This is a genomic window from Inquilinus sp. (genome assembly GCF_039594555.1).
Taxonomy (GTDB): Bacteria; Pseudomonadota; Alphaproteobacteria; order DSM-16000; family Inquilinaceae; genus Inquilinus.
The window spans coordinates 1-15,057 of sequence record NZ_JBCNNF010000020.1 but is presented as its reverse complement, the minus strand read 5'-3'; the positions used below and the strand labels follow the sequence as shown (position 1 = coordinate 15,057).

General features: G+C 72.1%; 14 protein-coding genes. 12 read left to right on the top strand and 2 right to left on the bottom strand.

What is annotated here, in order from left to right:
• Positions 1-123: 123 nt before the first annotated feature.
• Complete coding sequence (locus ABDW35_RS03815) at positions 124-528, top strand: GtrA family protein (protein WP_343712520.1); 405 nt, start codon at positions 124-126, stop codon at positions 526-528.
• On the opposite strand, the gene ABDW35_RS03810 is transcribed toward ABDW35_RS03815, so the two are convergent.
• The gene (locus ABDW35_RS03810; protein ID WP_343712519.1) at positions 525-1,529 is read right to left on the bottom strand and encodes a site-specific tyrosine recombinase XerD; all 1,005 of its coding nucleotides are present in this window, start codon (positions 1,527-1,529) and stop codon (positions 525-527) included. The two genes, ABDW35_RS03815 and ABDW35_RS03810, sit on opposite strands and share 4 nt — an antisense overlap.
• A gap of 506 nt (positions 1,530-2,035) precedes the next feature.
• On the opposite strand from ABDW35_RS03810, the gene ABDW35_RS03805 reads away from it, so the two are divergent.
• The 7 genes from ABDW35_RS03805 to fabF all read left to right on the top strand — a co-directional run bounded on the left by ABDW35_RS03805 (position 2,036) and on the right by fabF (position 8,695).
• A complete protein-coding gene (locus tag ABDW35_RS03805) occupies positions 2,036-2,623 on the top strand; it encodes a shikimate kinase (protein ID WP_343712518.1) in 588 nt (195 codons plus the stop codon).
• Position 2,624: 1 nt separating this feature from the next.
• Positions 2,625-3,731 (top strand): 3-dehydroquinate synthase, encoded by a 1,107-nt coding sequence (gene aroB / locus ABDW35_RS03800; RefSeq protein ID WP_343712517.1) that lies wholly within the window; start codon positions 2,625-2,627, stop codon positions 3,729-3,731.
• A 19-nt stretch (positions 3,732-3,750) separates the two neighbouring features.
• On the top strand, positions 3,751-5,043 hold the full coding sequence (locus ABDW35_RS03795) for an HlyC/CorC family transporter (protein WP_343712516.1): 1,293 nt from the start codon (positions 3,751-3,753) through the stop codon (positions 5,041-5,043).
• A gap of 3 nt (positions 5,044-5,046) precedes the next feature.
• Positions 5,047-5,607: a DUF2889 domain-containing protein gene (locus tag ABDW35_RS03790; RefSeq protein ID WP_343712515.1), complete on the top strand. Its 561-nt coding sequence runs from the start codon at positions 5,047-5,049 to the stop codon at positions 5,605-5,607.
• Positions 5,608-5,694: 87 nt separating this feature from the next.
• Positions 5,695-6,696, top strand: coding sequence for an alpha/beta hydrolase (locus ABDW35_RS03785; protein WP_343712514.1), 1,002 nt, complete (start codon positions 5,695-5,697; stop codon positions 6,694-6,696).
• Positions 6,697-6,892: 196 nt separating this feature from the next.
• Complete coding sequence (locus ABDW35_RS03780; protein ID WP_343712513.1) at positions 6,893-7,414, top strand: helix-turn-helix domain-containing protein; 522 nt, start codon at positions 6,893-6,895, stop codon at positions 7,412-7,414.
• A 12-nt stretch (positions 7,415-7,426) separates the two neighbouring features.
• Entirely contained in the window at positions 7,427-8,695 is a 1,269-nt protein-coding gene (fabF, locus tag ABDW35_RS03775) for a beta-ketoacyl-ACP synthase II (RefSeq protein WP_343712512.1), read from the top strand.
• Positions 8,696-8,790: 95 nt separating this feature from the next.
• Here the strand turns inward: fabF and ABDW35_RS03770 are convergent, their stop codons facing one another.
• Positions 8,791-11,289 carry a Tex-like N-terminal domain-containing protein gene (locus ABDW35_RS03770; protein ID WP_343712511.1) on the bottom strand — a complete coding sequence of 833 codons (2,499 nt, stop codon included), beginning with the start codon at positions 11,287-11,289 and terminating at the stop codon, positions 8,791-8,793.
• A 159-nt stretch (positions 11,290-11,448) separates the two neighbouring features.
• Between ABDW35_RS03770 and ABDW35_RS03765 the strand changes: the two genes are divergently transcribed.
• From ABDW35_RS03765 to ABDW35_RS03750, 4 genes are all read left to right on the top strand, one after another.
• Positions 11,449-11,919 carry an SRPBCC family protein gene (locus tag ABDW35_RS03765; RefSeq protein WP_343712510.1) on the top strand — a complete coding sequence of 157 codons (471 nt, stop codon included), beginning with the start codon at positions 11,449-11,451 and terminating at the stop codon, positions 11,917-11,919.
• Between the two features lie 10 nt (positions 11,920-11,929).
• Positions 11,930-12,514 (top strand): glutathione S-transferase N-terminal domain-containing protein, encoded by a 585-nt coding sequence (locus ABDW35_RS03760; protein WP_343712509.1) that lies wholly within the window; start codon positions 11,930-11,932, stop codon positions 12,512-12,514.
• A gap of 157 nt (positions 12,515-12,671) precedes the next feature.
• Positions 12,672-14,153 carry a DHA2 family efflux MFS transporter permease subunit gene (locus ABDW35_RS03755; RefSeq protein ID WP_343712508.1) on the top strand — a complete coding sequence of 494 codons (1,482 nt, stop codon included), beginning with the start codon at positions 12,672-12,674 and terminating at the stop codon, positions 14,151-14,153.
• A gap of 68 nt (positions 14,154-14,221) precedes the next feature.
• Positions 14,222-15,016 carry a DUF3658 domain-containing protein gene (locus ABDW35_RS03750; protein ID WP_343712507.1) on the top strand — a complete coding sequence of 265 codons (795 nt, stop codon included), beginning with the start codon at positions 14,222-14,224 and terminating at the stop codon, positions 15,014-15,016.
• Positions 15,017-15,057 lie beyond the last annotated feature (41 nt).

Below are 15,057 nucleotides of genomic sequence, written 5' to 3'. Positions count from 1 at the left end.
AGAGCGGCTCCCGAAAGCCCCTGGATCCTCGGGTCAAGCCCGAGGATGACAGCTGGGACGGCGAAGCTTCTCCTTACCGCGATGACATGTGACGCCGTCCAGGAGCTGTGCCAGGACAGGCAAATGCAGGCCGTCCAGACAGAAATGCCCCGCCAGTTCGCCCGCTATGCCAGCGTCGGCGCGGTCGCGACGGCGATGCACTACGCCGTGCTGGTCGGGCTGGTCGAATCGGGCGACGCCGCGCCGCTGCCGGCGACGCTGGCGGGGTATGTCGCCGGCGGCCTCGTCTCCTACCCGCTGAACCGGCGGCTGACCTTCGCCGGCGGCCGGCCGCATCGCGAGGCGGGCTGGCGCTTCACCGCGGTCGCCGCCTCGGGCTTCGCCTGGACCGCGCTGCTGATGGCGCTTCTGGTCGGCCGGCTCGGCGCGCCCTACCTGCCGGCCCAGGCGGCGACCACGCTGATCGTGCTGATCTGGGGCTTCCTGGCGAACCGGCTGTGGACCTTCGCGCGGCCGGAGAAGGCCTAGGAGCGCTTCGCCTTCGCCAGCGGGTGGGCCGAGGCCACCAAGCTCTGCAGCCGGTCGCCCAGCACATGGGTGTAGATCTGGGTGGTGGCGATGTCGGCATGGCCCAGCATGGTCTGGACCGAGCGCAGGTCGGCGCCATGCGACAGCAGATGGGTGGCGAAGGCGTGGCGCAGCACATGCGGGCTGACCCGGCCGGGCTCGATCCCCGCCTCCACCGCCAGATCCTTCAGCAGCTGGCCGAAGCGCTGCCGGGTCAGGCAGCCGCCGCGGGCGGTGCGAGACGGGAACAGGAAGCCGCGGTCGCGGCCCTTGACGAAGAACACGCCGCGATAGGGGAGATACGCCGCGATGGCGTCGCGCGCGGGCTCCGACAACGGCACCAGCCGCTCCTTGTCGCCCTTGCCGCGCACGATCAGCGCCCGGCCGTCCCGCGCCAGGGCCGACAACGGCAGTCCGACCAGTTCGGACACCCGCAGCCCGCCGCCATAGAGGATCTCGAGCAGGGCCAGCAGGCGCAGCCCCTCGGCCAGCCGCTCCGGGTCGGCGAACAGGCCCGAGACCGCGCCGATCAGCCCCTCGACCTCGTCCTCGGACAGGAGCTTCGGCAGCGGCCGGCCCAGCGCCGGGGAATCAAGCGCGGCGGAGGGATCGTCCTGGCGTCGGCCCTCCGACACCAGGAAGCGGTAGAACTGCCGCATCGCCGACAGGCGCCGGGCCGCGGTGCGGGCGGTGGTGCGCGCCCCCTTGGCCCCCTCGCGCCGCGCCAGGTCGCCGAGATAGGCGCGCAGATCGTCGGTGCCGGCGCGGTCGACGGCGCTGCCCCGGGCCTCGAGGAAGCGGTTCAGGTCGAGCAGGTCGCGGCCATAGGCCTCGCGGGTGTTGGCGGCGGCGCCGCGCTCGGCCACCAGCATGTCGAGGAAGGCCTCGACCGCGGGCGGCGGCAAGAGGCGCGGCGCCGGCGGCCGGCCGCGGCGGCGCTTCGGGGCCGCGACCTCGGTCACCGCCCTAGAGCCTTTCCGGAAACGCGCTGGTGTGAGTCGGCTGGCGGTGGCTTCGAGAACCGGCGCGCAGCGGACGTTCAAGTCCGTGAGCACCGGAAGCGCAGAAGCGGCCGTCAGACGGCCGAACCAGTAGCGTTTCCGGGAAGGCTCTCATTTGAACTGGTCGTTGGGGATGATCTTCTCAACCGTCTGGGTCGGCGGCCGGAAGTCGATTACCGCGAGCGCGACACCGCCGCCGACGATGACCAGCAGCACGGCGATCGCCAGCACCCGGCCGAGGCCGCCGCCCCCGCCGCCACCACCGGAACCTTGCGAAAAGCGCGACTTCGAACGACGACGAGCCAAGACGGACCCCTGACAGGTGTGAAACCAGGCCGATGCGCCGGCCGGGGCTGGAGAAAGCAGATGCGGCAGGGCCGGCGCAACCCTATCTTAGGCCGTCGGCAGGGCGGCGGCAAACCGCCAGCCGGCATCTGACACGCCCAGACCGGGCCCGGAAGAGGATCATGATCACCACGCTGCACCGCCCCCTGCCCCGCACCCTCGTCCTGGTCGGCCTGATGGGCGCCGGCAAGACCGCGGTCGGCAAGCGCGTGGCCGCGCGGCTGGGGCTGGGCTTCGTCGATGCCGACCAGGAGATCGAGACGGCGGCCGGCTGCACCATCCCCGACATCTTCGCGCGCTATGGCGAGCCGGCCTTCCGCGACCTGGAGCGGCGGGTGATCGCCCGGCTGATGCGCGATCCGGTGCAGGTGCTGTCGACCGGCGGCGGCGCCTTCATGGACGCGCAGACCCGGGCGGTGATCGGCGAGCTGGGCCTGTCGGTCTGGCTGAAGGCGGAACTGGCCGTGCTGGCCGCCCGCACCGCCAAGCGCAGCAACCGGCCGCTGCTGCGCGGCGGCGACCCCAAGACGCTGCTGGCCGAATTGATGGAGCGGCGCCATCCCATCTACGCCCTGGCCGACCTGACGGTGGAGAGCCGTGACGGGCCGGTCGAGGAGACGGTCGACCGCGTGCTGGCGGCGGTCGACGCGCATCTGGCCGCCAACGAAGCAGCCCCGGACGAAACAGCGCCCGCGGGGCAGACGGATTGACATGACACGAGAGACCATCCGCGTCGGGCTGGGCCCGCGCAGCTACGACATCGTCATCGGCCCCGGCGCCCTGGCCGAGGCCGGCGCCCGCATCGCCGCGCTGGGCCGCGGCAGGCGGGTGATCGTGGTCGCCGACGCCCGGGTGGCCGGGCTGCACGGCACGGCGCTGGACGCCTCGCTGGCCGCCGCCGGGATCACCGCCGAGACCCTGACCGTGCCGCCGGGCGAGGCCACCAAGTCGATGGCTGTGCTGGCCGACCTGCTGGACCGGATCCTGGCGCTGGGCATCGAGCGCGGCACGCTGCTGGTGGCGCTGGGTGGAGGCGTGGTCGGCGACCTGGCCGGCTTCGCCGCGGCGACGGCGCTGCGCGGCCTGGACTTCGTGCAGATCCCGACCACGCTGCTGGCCCAGGTCGACAGCTCGGTCGGCGGCAAGACCGGCGTCAACAGCAAGCACGGCAAGAACCTGATCGGCGCCTTCCATCAGCCGCTGCTGGTGCTGGCCGACACCGCGCTGCTGGCCACGCTGCCGCCGCGGGAGCTGCGCGCCGGCTATGCCGAGGTGGCGAAATACGGCGCGCTGGGCGATGCCGCTTTCTTCGCCTGGCTGGAGGAGAACGGCCCGAAGCTGCTGGCCGGCGACGGCGACGCCATGATCCGCGCGGTGAAGCGCAGCTGCGAGATGAAGGCCGAGATCGTCGGCCAGGACGAGCGCGAGGCGGCGCAGCGCGCCCTGCTCAATCTCGGCCACACCTTCGGCCACGCGCTGGAGGCCGAGACCGGCTATGGCGACGCGCTGCTGCATGGCGAGGCGGTGGCGATCGGCATGGTCATGGCCTTCGACCTGTCGGTGCGCCTCGGCCTGTGTCCGGCGGCGGACCGCGACCGGCTGGCCCGGCACCTGGAGGCGGTGGGCCTGCCGACCCGCCCGGCCCGCGACCGGTCCTGGTCGGTCGGCGCCCTGCTGCACCACATGACCCGCGACAAGAAGGTCCGCGATGGGCGCATGACCTTCATCCTGGCGCGCGGCATCGGCCAGGCCTTCGTCACCAGCGACGTGCCGGCCGAGCCGGTGGCCGCGGTGCTGGCCGACGCCATCGCCGCATAGCCCCGCCCCGCCGGCCGCCATGTCCGACGACCTCGTCGTCCTGCTGCTTTATCTCGCCGGAATCGTCGTGCTGATCGCGGCCTCGGCCTTCTTCGCCGGGTCGGAGACGGCGCTGACCGCCGCCAGCCGGGCGCGGATGCACCAGCTGGAGACGCACGGGCTGAAGCGGGCCGGCATCGTCAACCGGCTGCGCGAGCAGAAGGAGCGGCTGATCGGGGCCCTGCTGCTGGGCAACACCCTGGTCAACATCCTGGCCTCGTCCCTGGCCACCAGCCTGCTGGTGTCGATCCTGGGCGCGCCGGCCGTACCGGTGGCCACGGTGGTGATGACCGCGCTGATCCTGATCTTCGCCGAGGTGCTGCCCAAGACCTATGCCATCAGCCATGCCGACCGGGCGGCGCTGTCGGTGGCGCCCATGGTGCACGGCGTGGTGCGGCTGCTGAGCCCGATCGTGCGGCTGGTGAACTGGCTGGTGCGCGGCGTGTTGCGGCTGTTCGGTGCCGATCCCAGCCGGGTCGGGCTGGCCGACTATGTCGACGAGCTGCGCGGCGCCATCGAGCTGCACCGCGGCAGCGAGGCCGAGGTGGCGCAGGAGCGGCAGATGCTGCGCTCCATCCTCGACCTCGGCGACGTCTATGTCTCCGAGATCATGACCCATCGCCGCAGCGTCGAGGCGATCGACGCCGAGCTGACCCCGCGCGAGGTGGTGTCGGCGATGCTGAACAGCCCGCACACCCGCATGCCGCTGTGCCAGGGCGGGCTGGAGAACATCGTCGGCGTGCTGCACGCCAAGGACGTGCTGCGGGCGCTGCAGGCCGCCGGCGGCGACCCGGACCGGCTGGACATCCGCCGCATCGCCACCCGGCCCTGGTTCATCCCCGACACCACCAGCCTCTTGGAGCAGCTGCACGCCTTCCGCACCCGGCGCGAGCATTTCGCCATCGTGGTCGACGAGTATGGCGGGCTGAAGGGCGTGGTGACGCTGGAGGACATCCTGGAGGAGATCGTCGGCGACATCGTCGACGAGCACGATCTGCCGGTGGCCGGCGTCCGGCCCCAGGCCAATGGCAGCTTCCTGGTCGACGGCACGGTGACGATCCGCGACCTGAACCGCCGTTTCGAGTGGCGGCTGCCGGACGACGAGGCCTCGACCATCGCCGGCCTCGTGCTGCACGAGGCGCGGCACCTGCCGGAGGTCGGCCAGGCCTTCACCTTCCACGGCTTCCGCTTCGAGATCCTGCGGCGCCAGCGCAACCAGATCACCGCGGTGCGGGTCACCCCGCCGGCGGAGGTCGAGCCCGAGGAGGGCTGACCGATGACACTCTCCGCCCCCGCCGCGCGCGAGCCGATCCACACCCGCCGGGTCACCTGCGAGGGGTTCCGCCGCGCCGATGGGCTGTGGGACGTCGAGGGCCATCTGGTCGACACCAAGGCCTATGAGTTCCGCAACGAATTCCGCGGCGCCATCACCCCGGGCATCCCGATCCACCAGATGCGGATCCGGCTGACCGTCGATGACGGCCTGGCCATCGTCGCGGTCGAGGCCGAGACCGAGCACGGCCCCTATGCCCTGTGCCCGGAGATCACGCCGGCCTTCCAGGCGCTGGTCGGCCTGCGCATCGGCCCCGGCTTCACACGCGCGGTGAAGGAGCGGGTGGGCGGCGCCAGGGGTTGCACCCATCTGGTCGAGCTGCTGGGCCCGATGGCGACCACGGCGTTCCAGACCGTGTTCCCGATCCTGTCGCGCGAGCGCGCCGGGGAGGCCGATCCGGCGAAGCGGCCGGTGCTGCTGGACAGCTGCCACGTTTTCGCCGCGGACGGCGATCATGCTCGCCGCCACTGGCCGGCCTTCTACACCGGGCCGGCGCGGAGCTGACCGGGCCGCGACGATCCGCGCGGTGGCCCTGCGCGGCGACCGGACGTTGATCCGGCAGCACCGATCCCGGCCGCCCCGAGGAGAGACATGATCCGACGCCTGACCCTGGCCGCCGCCCTGCTCGCCACCCTCGCTGCCGCCCCGGCTGCCATCGCCGACCCGATGCTGGCGGATTTCCACTACCCCTTCCCGGTGCAGCATTTCGACTTCAAGTCGCAGGGCCAGGATCTGTCGATGGCCTATATGGACGTGCAGCCGGAGACGCCGAACGGCCGGACCGTTGTGCTGCTGCATGGTAAGAACTTCTGCGCCGCCACCTGGGAAGGGGTGATGCGGCCGCTGCTGCAGGCCGGCTACCGCGTCGTCGCGCCGGACCAGATCGGCTTCTGCAAATCGACGAAGCCGCAGGCCTACCAGTTCGGGCTGCACCAGCTGGCGGCCAACACCAAGGCGCTGCTGGACAGCCTGGGCATCCAGCGCCCGGTGGTGATGGGCCATTCCATGGGCGGCATGCTGGCGATGCGCTATGCCCTGGCCTTCCCCGATGCGCTGTCCGGCCTCGTGCTGGTCAACCCGCTGGGGCTGGAGGACTGGAGGGCCGCGGGCGTGCCGCAGCAGACCGTCGACCAGTGGTTCGAGGGCGAGCTGAAGACCACCGCCGACAGCATCAAGGCCTATCAGCAGGCGACATACTATGCCGGCGAGTGGAAGCCGGAGTACGACCGCTGGGTCCAGATGCTGGCGAGCATGTACCAGGGCGACGGCGGCCGGCAGGTGGCCTGGGACCAGGCCCTGGCCTCCGACATGGTGTTCAACCAGCCTGTGGTCTATGAGCTGGAGCATATCCGCGCCCCGACCGTGCTGATGATCGGCGAGCGCGACACCACCGCGCTCGGCAAGGCCCTGGCCCCGCCGGAGGTGGCGCAGCGCCTGGGCAACTATGCCGAGCTGGGCCACGCCGCCGCCCAGCGCATCCCCGGCGCCAATCTGATTCGCTTCCCGGCCGAGGGCCACGCGCCGCAGATCCAGTCGCCCGATCAGTTCAACAAGGCGCTGCTAGGCGCGCTGGGCCGGTTCCCGCCGCCCTGAGGGGGCGCCGGCTGCCCGCTGCCCATCCCTTTTCTTGTCATCCTCGGGCTTGACCCGAGGATCCAGGGGCTTTCAAGAGCCGCTCTGGGTGGCCCCTGGATTGCCAGGTCAAGCCCGGCAATGACAGTGAATGGAGGTCACCACTCCGCCTCGTGTCGCTTGCAACATGCAAGCAACTGCGGTAGGTACCGGCGCCATGCAGCGCACCAGCTTCGCCGGCATGGATTGCCCGATCGCCCGCTCCCTCGACGCGCTGGGGGAGTGGTGGAGTCTCCTGATCCTGCGCGACGCCTTCATCGGCCTGACCCGCTTCGACGAGTTCCAGCGGAGCCTGGGCATCGCTCCGAACATGCTGACCCGCCGGCTGAAGCGGCTGGTCGAGGCCGGCCTGCTGGAGCGCCACGCCTATTCGCAGCGGCCGCTGCGCCATGAATACCGGCTGACCGCCGCCGGCCGGGACGTGTTCCCGGTGCTGGCAGCGCTGGGCGCCTGGGGCGGCCGCCACGCCACCGGCGGCAAGGTGCTGGTGCAGGTGGCAAGCCGCGCCGACGGAGAGCCGATGGACCCGGTTCTGATCGACCGGCGCAGCGGCACCCCGATCACCCCGGAGACGGCGGAGTTCCGCCTGGGGCCGGATGCCCGGCCCGCCTATCGGGACAAGCTCGCCGGGATCATCGAGCGCCGGAACAGCCGCGACGGCACCGCCGTCCCGGCCTGAGGAGAGACTGACATGCGCCGTATCGTCGTCACCGGAATGGGCGCCGTGTCGCCCCTCGCCAACGGCGTCGAGGCCAGCTGGCGCCGGCTGCTGGACGGCCGGTCGGGCCTGCGCCGCCTGCCGGAGGAGATGGTCGCGGACCTGAACGCCAAGGTCGGCGGCGTGGTGCCACAGGTCGCCGAGGATCCGGAGGCCGGCTTCGACCCCGACGCGGCGGTGCCGCCGAAGGACCAGAAGAAGATGGACCGCTTCATCCAGTTCGCCATGGCGGCGGCGGAGGAGGCGGTGGCCCAGTCCGGCTGGCGGCCCACCGACGAGCGGGCGCGGCAGCGCACTGCCACGGTGATCGCGTCGGGCGTCGGCGGCTTCCCCTCGATCGTCGAGGCGGTGCGCACCACCGACCAGAAGGGCGTGCGCCGGCTGTCGCCCTTCACCGTGCCGGCCTTCCTGGTCAACCTGGCCGCCGGCCAGGTCTCGATCCGCCACGGCTTCAAGGGGCCGATGGGCGCGCCGGTGACCGCCTGCGCCGCCGGCGTGCAGGGCATCGGCGACGCCGCCCGGATGATCCGCGCCGGGGAGGTCGATGTGGCGCTGTGCGGCGGCACCGAGGCCTGCATCGACCGGGTCAGCCTGGGCGGGTTCGCGGCGGCTCGCGCCCTGTCGACCGGCTTCACCGAGACGCCGGAGCGCGCGTCCCGCCCCTTCGACCAGGCCCGCGACGGCTTCGTCATGGGCGAGGGCGCCGGGCTGATGGTGATCGAGGCGCTGGACCATGCCCTGGCCCGCGGCGCGAAGCCGATCGCCGAGCTGATCGGCTATGGCACCACCGCCGACGCCTATCACATGACCGCGGGTCCCGAGGATGGCGACGGCGCCCGCCGGGCGATGGAGATCGCGCTGGCGCAGGGCGGGATCGGCCCCGGCGACGTGCAGCACCTGAACGCGCACGCCACCTCGACCCCGGTCGGCGACAAGGGCGAGATGGCGGCGATCAAGACCCTGTTCGGCACCGGCGGGACGGTGGCGGTCAGCGCCACGAAGTCGGCCACCGGCCACCTGCTGGGCGCCGCCGGCGGGCTGGAGGCGATCTTCACCGTGCTGGCGCTGCGCGACCAGGTCATGCCGCCGACGCTGAACCTGGAGAACCCGGACCCGGACGCCGACGGCATCGACCTGGTGGCGCTGCAGGCCCGCCCCGGCCGGATCGAGCACGCTTTGTCGAACGGCTTCGGCTTCGGCGGCGTCAACGCCAGCGTGCTGTTCCGGCGCTGGCAGGGGTGACTCGAGCCAACCCCGAAGCCTAACGCGTTGCCTCTCCCGCTTGGCGGGAGAGGCAACGCTAGAAGACCGGTGAGGTCAGCGACGCCCTGCCAGCTCTACTTGCTCTTCACCAGCCCAGCGCGGCGTAAGGCTTCGGCCATGGCGCCGTCAGGCTCGGGCGCCGGGGCGCGGGGCTTCTGCAGGGCCTGGTGCTGCGGCTTCGGCGAGCGCTGGGCGCCGCCGTCCCGGTCCGGACGGTTCTGCCGCGGCTGGCCCTGGCCGCCCCGAGCTTGACCATCACGGCCCTGAGCATCGCGAGCCTGGCCGCCCTGCCCCGGCTGGCCGGAACGGCCCTGCTGCTGATGCCGCGGCCGGTCGCGGCCTTCGGGCCGCCCGCCCGGGGCGCCGCCCTCGCGCCGCGGCGGGCGCGCCTGTCCGTCATCGTCGAGGCGCATGGTCAGGCCGATGCGCTTGCGCTGCGGGTCGACCTCCAGCACCTTGACCTTCACCACGTCGCCCGGCTTGGCCACCGTGCGCGGGTCCTTCACGAAGGTCTTGGACATCGCCGAGATGTGCACCAGCCCGTCCTGGTGCACGCCGATATCGACGAAGGCGCCGAAGGCCGCGACGTTCGTCACCACGCCCTCCAGCACCATGCCGGGCTGCAGGTCGCTCAGCTTCTCCACGCCCTCCTTGAAGGTCGCGGTCTTGAAGGCGGGGCGCGGGTCGCGGCCCGGCTTCTCCAGCTCGCGCAGGATGTCGGTCACCGTCGGCACGCCGAAGGTGTCGTCGGTGAAGCGCTCCGGCTCCAGCCCGCGCAGCGTGGCGCTGTCGCCGATCAGCGCCTTGATCTCGCCGCCCGTGGCCTCGATGATCCGGCGCACCACCGGATAGGCCTCCGGATGCACGCCCGAGGCGTCGAGCGGGTCGTCGCCGTTCGGGATGCGCAGGAAGCCGGCGCATTGCTCGAACGCCTTGGGCCCGAGCCGCGGCACGTCCTTCAGCGCCGAGCGGACCTTGAACGGCCCGTTGGCGTCGCGGTGCTGCACGATGTTCTGGGCCAGCCCCTCGCCGACGCCCGACACCCGAGCCAAGAGCGGCGCCGAGGCAGTGTTGAGGTCGACGCCGACCGCGTTCACGCAATCCTCGACCACGGCGTCAAGCGAACGCGACAGCTTGGTCTCGCTGAGGTCGTGCTGGTATTGGCCGACGCCGATCGACTTCGGGTCGATCTTCACCAGCTCGGCCAGCGGGTCCTGCAGCCGGCGGGCGATCGACACCGCGCCGCGCAGCGAGACGTCGAGCTCCGGCAGCTCCTGCGAGGCGAAGGCCGAGGCGGAGTAGACCGAGGCCCCGGCCTCCGACACCACCGCCTTGGTCAGCTTGAGATCCGGGTGCCGCTTCATCAAATCGGCGGCGAGCTTGTCGGTCTCGCGCGACGCGGTGCCGTTGCCGATGGCGATCAGGTCGACATTGTGGGCCTTGGCCAGCTCGGCCAGGGTGGCGATCGACTCGTCCCAGCGCTTCTGCGGCTCATGCGGGAAGATCGCGGTGGTGGCCACGACCTTGCCGGTGGCGTCGACCACGGCGACCTTCACCCCGGTGCGGAAGCCGGGGTCGAGCCCCATGGTGGCGCGGGTGCCGGCCGGCGCGGCCAGCAGCAGGTCGCGCAGATTGCCGGCGAAGACCTTCACCGCCTCCTCCTCCGCCGCCTGCCACAGGCGCAGCCGGAGGTCGATGTCGAGATGCACCAGGATCTTGGTGCGCCAAGCCCAGCGCACCGTCTCGGCCAGCCAGGCATCGCCGGGCCGGCCCTGGCCGGCGATGCCGAAGCGGCGGGCGATGCGCTGCTCGTACAACCCCGGCGCCTTGCGATCCGCCGAGTCGGGCAGCTCCTCCGGCTCCAGCGTCAGCGACAGCACCTCCTCCTTCTCGCCCCGGAACAGGGCCAGGATGCGGTGCGAGGGCAGCTTGGTCAGCTTCTCGGCATAGTCGAAATAGTCGGAGAACTTGGCGCCCGCCTGCTCCTTGCTCTCGCGCACCTTCGACAGCAGCCGGCCGCGGGTCCACGCCTCCTCGCGCAGGCTGCCGATCAGGTCGGCATCCTCGCCGAAGCGCTCGACCAGGATCGACCGGGCGCCGTCCAGCGCCGCGGCGGCATCGGCCACGCCCTTCTCGGCGTCGATGAAGGCGGCGGCGGCCTCCTGCGGGTCGCGGCTGGGATCCGACAGCAGCGAGTCGGCCAGCGGCTCCAGCCCCGCCTCGCGGGCGATCATCGCCTTGGTCCGGCGCTTCGGCTTGTAGGGCAGGTAGATGTCCTCGAGCCGGGCCTTGGTGTCGGCCGCCTCGATCTGGGCGCGCAGCGCGTCGTCCAGCTTGCCCTGCTCGGCGATGCTGTCGAGGATCGTCTTCCGCCGCTCCTCCAGCTCCCGCAGATAGCGCAGCCGCTCGTCCAGCGTGCGCAGCTGGGCATCGTCCAGCCCGCCCGTCGCCTCCTTGCGGTAACGGGCGACGAAGGGAACGGTCGCGCCGCCGTCGAGCAGCTCGACCGCGGCAGCGACCTGGGCCTCGCGCACGGAAAGCTCGTCGGCAATGCGCTGGCTGATGGAGATCATCGAACGACCGGAGGTGTTGTGATGGGAACCGGAAGGGGCTGCTTCTACCGCGCCGCCGCGGTCCAGGTCAAAACCAGCCGGCAGGCCGCCTTGCCGTCGCCCCGTTCACCATGATACTGAAGCCATCACTTAAGCAAAGAACCAGGCGGGGGAAACGGCATGAGCGAGCGATCCGTGCAGCATGGCGGCTTCACCATCCGGCGCCGCTACGACGCGCCGCCGGCCCGGGTGTTCCGGGCCTGGGCCGACCCCGCCGCCCGGCTGGTCTGGGGCGCCCCCGGCGACGACTGGGTGCTGGCCGAGCCGCGATTCGACTTCCGCGTCGGCGGCATCGAGACCAGCCGCTTCGGGCCGGCGGGGGACCCGGTCTATCGCAACGAGACGCACTATGCTGACATCGTGCCCGACCGGCGCATCGTGTTCAGCTACACCATCGACCGCCACGATACCCGGATCTCGGCCTCGCTGAGCACGGTCGAGCTGCTGCCGGACGGCGACGGCACCCGGCTCGTCTTCACCGAGCAAGCGGCGTTCCTGGACGGCGGCGACCGGCCGGAGATCCGCGAGGGCGGCTGGCGCGAGATCCTGGACAAGCTCGACGCCTTCCTGCGGCGCCGGGCCGCTCACTGAGGAGGCCTTGATGAAGCTGTACCTTGCCCCCGGCGCCTGCAGCCTGGCCGACCACATCGCCCTGCACGAGGCCGGGCTGGAGTTCGAGCGCATCCGCGTCGACATCCCGACCCGGCGCACCGAATCGGGCGACGATTTCACCGAGATCAACCCGAAGGGCTACGTCCCGGCGCTGGTGCTGGATGACGGCACGGTGCTGACCGAGAACGCCGCGATCCTGACCTGGGTGGCCCAGCGCGCCCCGCATCTGGCCCCGGCCGGCGAGATGGGCCGGATCCGGCTGGCCGAGATGCTGAGCTTCATCGGCGCCGAGCTGCACAAGCTGCTGATCCGGTCGATCTTCCCGACCAGCGACCAGGAGAAGGAGATCGTCGACGGGGTGGTGGCGCAGCGCCTAGCCTATCTCGCCGAGCGGCTGCCCGGCGACTATCTGTTCGGCGCGGAGATGAGCGTCGCCGACGCCTATCTCTACGTCATGCTGCGCTGGGTCCGGGACCTGAAGCTGCCGCGGCCCGACCCGCTGCCGGCCTATTTCGACCGGGTGAACGCCCGGCCGGCGGTGCAGCTCGCCTTGCGTCACGAGGGGTTGAACTGAGCCGGCGCGCCGGGCCGGGCCTTGCCCCGGTCGGGCGGGGCGTGATACTCAACTCCTGAGTTAAGAAATGCGGCCGCCCACCCGGCGGCCCCGGCTCCGGCGGCTGCGCCCACGGGGCTGATCGGCCGGCAAGCACGGCCCATCAAGGGAGAACGCCATGACCGACCGCCCCGTCGACGGCCCCGCGCTGGTGCGCCCGGCACATCAGAAGGGGCGCTGGCTGGCCCTGACCGTGCTGTGCCTCGGCGTGCTGATGATCGTGCTGGATTCGACCGTCGTGAACGTGGCGCTGCCCTCGATCAAGACCGATCTCGGCTTCAACGACTCGACCCTGGCCTGGGTGGTGAACGGCTACATGCTGACCTTCGGCGGCTTCTTGCTGCTGGGCGGGCGGCTGGGGGACCTGTTCGGCCACCGCCGGCTGTTCCTGATCGGCCTCGCCGTCTTCACCCTGGCGTCGCTGGCCTGCGGCCTGTCGACCGGCCAGGGCGTGCTGGTCGCCGCCCGGGCGATCCAGGGGCTGGGCGGCGCCGTCGTCTCCGCCGTCGCGCTGTCGCTGATCATGGACCTGTTCACCGAGCCGGCGGACCGGGCCAAGGCGATGGGCGTCTACGGCTTCGTCTGCGCCGGCGGCGGCAGCATCGGCGTGCTGCTGGGCGGCCTGCTGACCGGGGCGCTGAGCTGGCACTGGATCTTCCTGATCAACCTGCCGATCGGCATCGCCGTGTTCGGCCTGTCGCTGGCCCTGCTGCCCGCCACCCGCAACGAGGCGGCGGACCGGCGGCTGGACATCGCCGGGGCGGTGACCGTGACCGCGGCGCTGATGCTGGCCGTCTACGCCATCGTCAACGGCAATGAGACCGGCTGGACCTCGGCCCGGACCCTCGGCCTCCACGGCGGCGCCGTGGTGCTGCTGGCGGCATTCGTGGCGATCGAGACCCGCGTGGCCGCGCCGCTGATGCCGCTGGGCCTGTTCCGGCTGCGCAGCCTGGCGGTGGCCAACGTCATCGGCACGCTATGGGCGGCCGCCATGTTCGCCTGGTTCTTCCTGTCGGCCCTCTACATGCAGCAGGTGCTGGGCTACGGCCCGATGGAGGTCGGCTTGGCCTTCCTGCCGGCCAACCTGATCATGGCCGCCTTCTCGCTGGGCCTGTCGGCCAAGCTGGTGATGCGCGTCGGCATCCGCCTGCCGATCGTGGTCGGGCTGCTGCTGGCGGCCGCCGGGCTGGCGCTGTTCGCCTGGGCCCCGGTCGGCGGCAGCTTCACGCTGCACGTTCTGCCCGGGATGCTGCTGCTGGGGCTGGGCTGCGGCATGGCGCTGAACCCGGTGCTGCTGGCGGCGATGAGCGAGGTGGGCCCGACCGAATCCGGCCTCGCCTCCGGCATGGTCAACACCGCCTTCATGATGGGCGGGGCGCTGGGCCTCGCGATCCTGGCCAGCCTCGCCGCATCCCGCACCGGCGGGCTGCTGGCCGCTGGCGCCGACACGCCGGTCGCGCTGGTCGGCGGCTACCAAGTCGCCTTCCTGGCCGGGGCCTGCTTCGCCGCGCTGGCGGCGGTGCTGGGCGCCCTGCTGCTGCGCACGCCGCCGGCCGGCGCGACCCAGCCGACCGGCGAGGCCGAATCGGTGACCTCCTAGGCCCCTTGCCGCACTGTGCCGCCGCGATCGGGTTGCTATAGTCCCGGAACCGATCCGAAGGACCCGCCATGGCCGTTCCCGTGCTGCATCTGTGCTGCGGCGACAGCGCCGCCGAGCTGATCCGCGCCGCGCTGGCCCTGCCCGACTCGGCCGTGCTGATCCTGCGCGACGACCTGGCGGTGGGTCCGCTGGGCGATGTCGACAGCGACCGGCCCGACGCCCGCGCCGCCTTCTGGCACGCGGTGTTCCCGGATGAGGACCGCGAGGCGATCGAGACCGGCGGCGCCTTCGTCGACCAGCTGGCGGCCGAGGCGGCGGCGTTGCGCGGCCTGCCGGAGGCGGCGGAGGCCTTCGTCATCTGGCACGGCAATGGCGCCGCCGAGCAGCTGATGCTGCGGCGGGCGCTGCGGGCCCTGCGCGACGCCGCGCTGCCGGTGCGGGAGACCGCGGTCGCGCCGGACGACCGCCGCGGCGACGGCATGACCGCCGTGGCGATGCTGGAGCGGCAGCACGTGCCGGCGGCCGGGGCGGCGGCCCGGCCCGTGGCCGCGGACCGGCGGGCGGCGCTGGCGGCGGAGTGGGAGCGGCTGCGCGCCGACAGCGGCGGCCTGCGCCACCACCGCGATGGCATCATCACCACCCATCCGATCGACACGCATGACGCCGAGATCTTGGCGGCGGTCGGCGACGACTGGATGCCGGCGGGCCGCGCGGTCGGCCGGCCGATGGGCACGATCACCGGCTTCTTCGCCACCGACGCCTTCTGCTTCTGGCGGCTGCGCCAGCTGGCGGCGCAGGGCAAGGTGGAGATCGAGGGCAGCCCCACCACCATCCGCGGCTGCCGGGTGCGGCGGACCCGCTGAGACAAGGAACACCGATGGACCTCGACCGGAACCGGTTCAAG

Coding starts and splice junctions, on each gene's coding strand:
- ABDW35_RS03750 (WP_343712507.1), top strand. CDS start 14,222: ATGGCCGTTCCCGTGCTGCATCTGTGCTGCGGCGACAGCGCCGCCGAG.
- ABDW35_RS03760 (WP_343712509.1), top strand. CDS start 11,930: ATGAAGCTGTACCTTGCCCCCGGCGCCTGCAGCCTGGCCGACCACATC.
- ABDW35_RS03755 (WP_343712508.1), top strand. CDS start 12,672: ATGACCGACCGCCCCGTCGACGGCCCCGCGCTGGTGCGCCCGGCACAT.
- ABDW35_RS03780 (WP_343712513.1), top strand. CDS start 6,893: ATGCAGCGCACCAGCTTCGCCGGCATGGATTGCCCGATCGCCCGCTCC.
- ABDW35_RS03770 (WP_343712511.1), bottom strand. CDS start 11,289: ATGATCTCCATCAGCCAGCGCATTGCCGACGAGCTTTCCGTGCGCGAG.
- ABDW35_RS03785 (WP_343712514.1), top strand. CDS start 5,695: ATGATCCGACGCCTGACCCTGGCCGCCGCCCTGCTCGCCACCCTCGCT.
- ABDW35_RS03815 (WP_343712520.1), top strand. CDS start 124: ATGCAGGCCGTCCAGACAGAAATGCCCCGCCAGTTCGCCCGCTATGCC.
- ABDW35_RS03765 (WP_343712510.1), top strand. CDS start 11,449: ATGAGCGAGCGATCCGTGCAGCATGGCGGCTTCACCATCCGGCGCCGC.
- fabF (WP_343712512.1), top strand. CDS start 7,427: ATGCGCCGTATCGTCGTCACCGGAATGGGCGCCGTGTCGCCCCTCGCC.
- aroB (WP_343712517.1), top strand. CDS start 2,625: ATGACACGAGAGACCATCCGCGTCGGGCTGGGCCCGCGCAGCTACGAC.
- ABDW35_RS03795 (WP_343712516.1), top strand. CDS start 3,751: ATGTCCGACGACCTCGTCGTCCTGCTGCTTTATCTCGCCGGAATCGTC.
- ABDW35_RS03790 (WP_343712515.1), top strand. CDS start 5,047: ATGACACTCTCCGCCCCCGCCGCGCGCGAGCCGATCCACACCCGCCGG.
- ABDW35_RS03805 (WP_343712518.1), top strand. CDS start 2,036: ATGATCACCACGCTGCACCGCCCCCTGCCCCGCACCCTCGTCCTGGTC.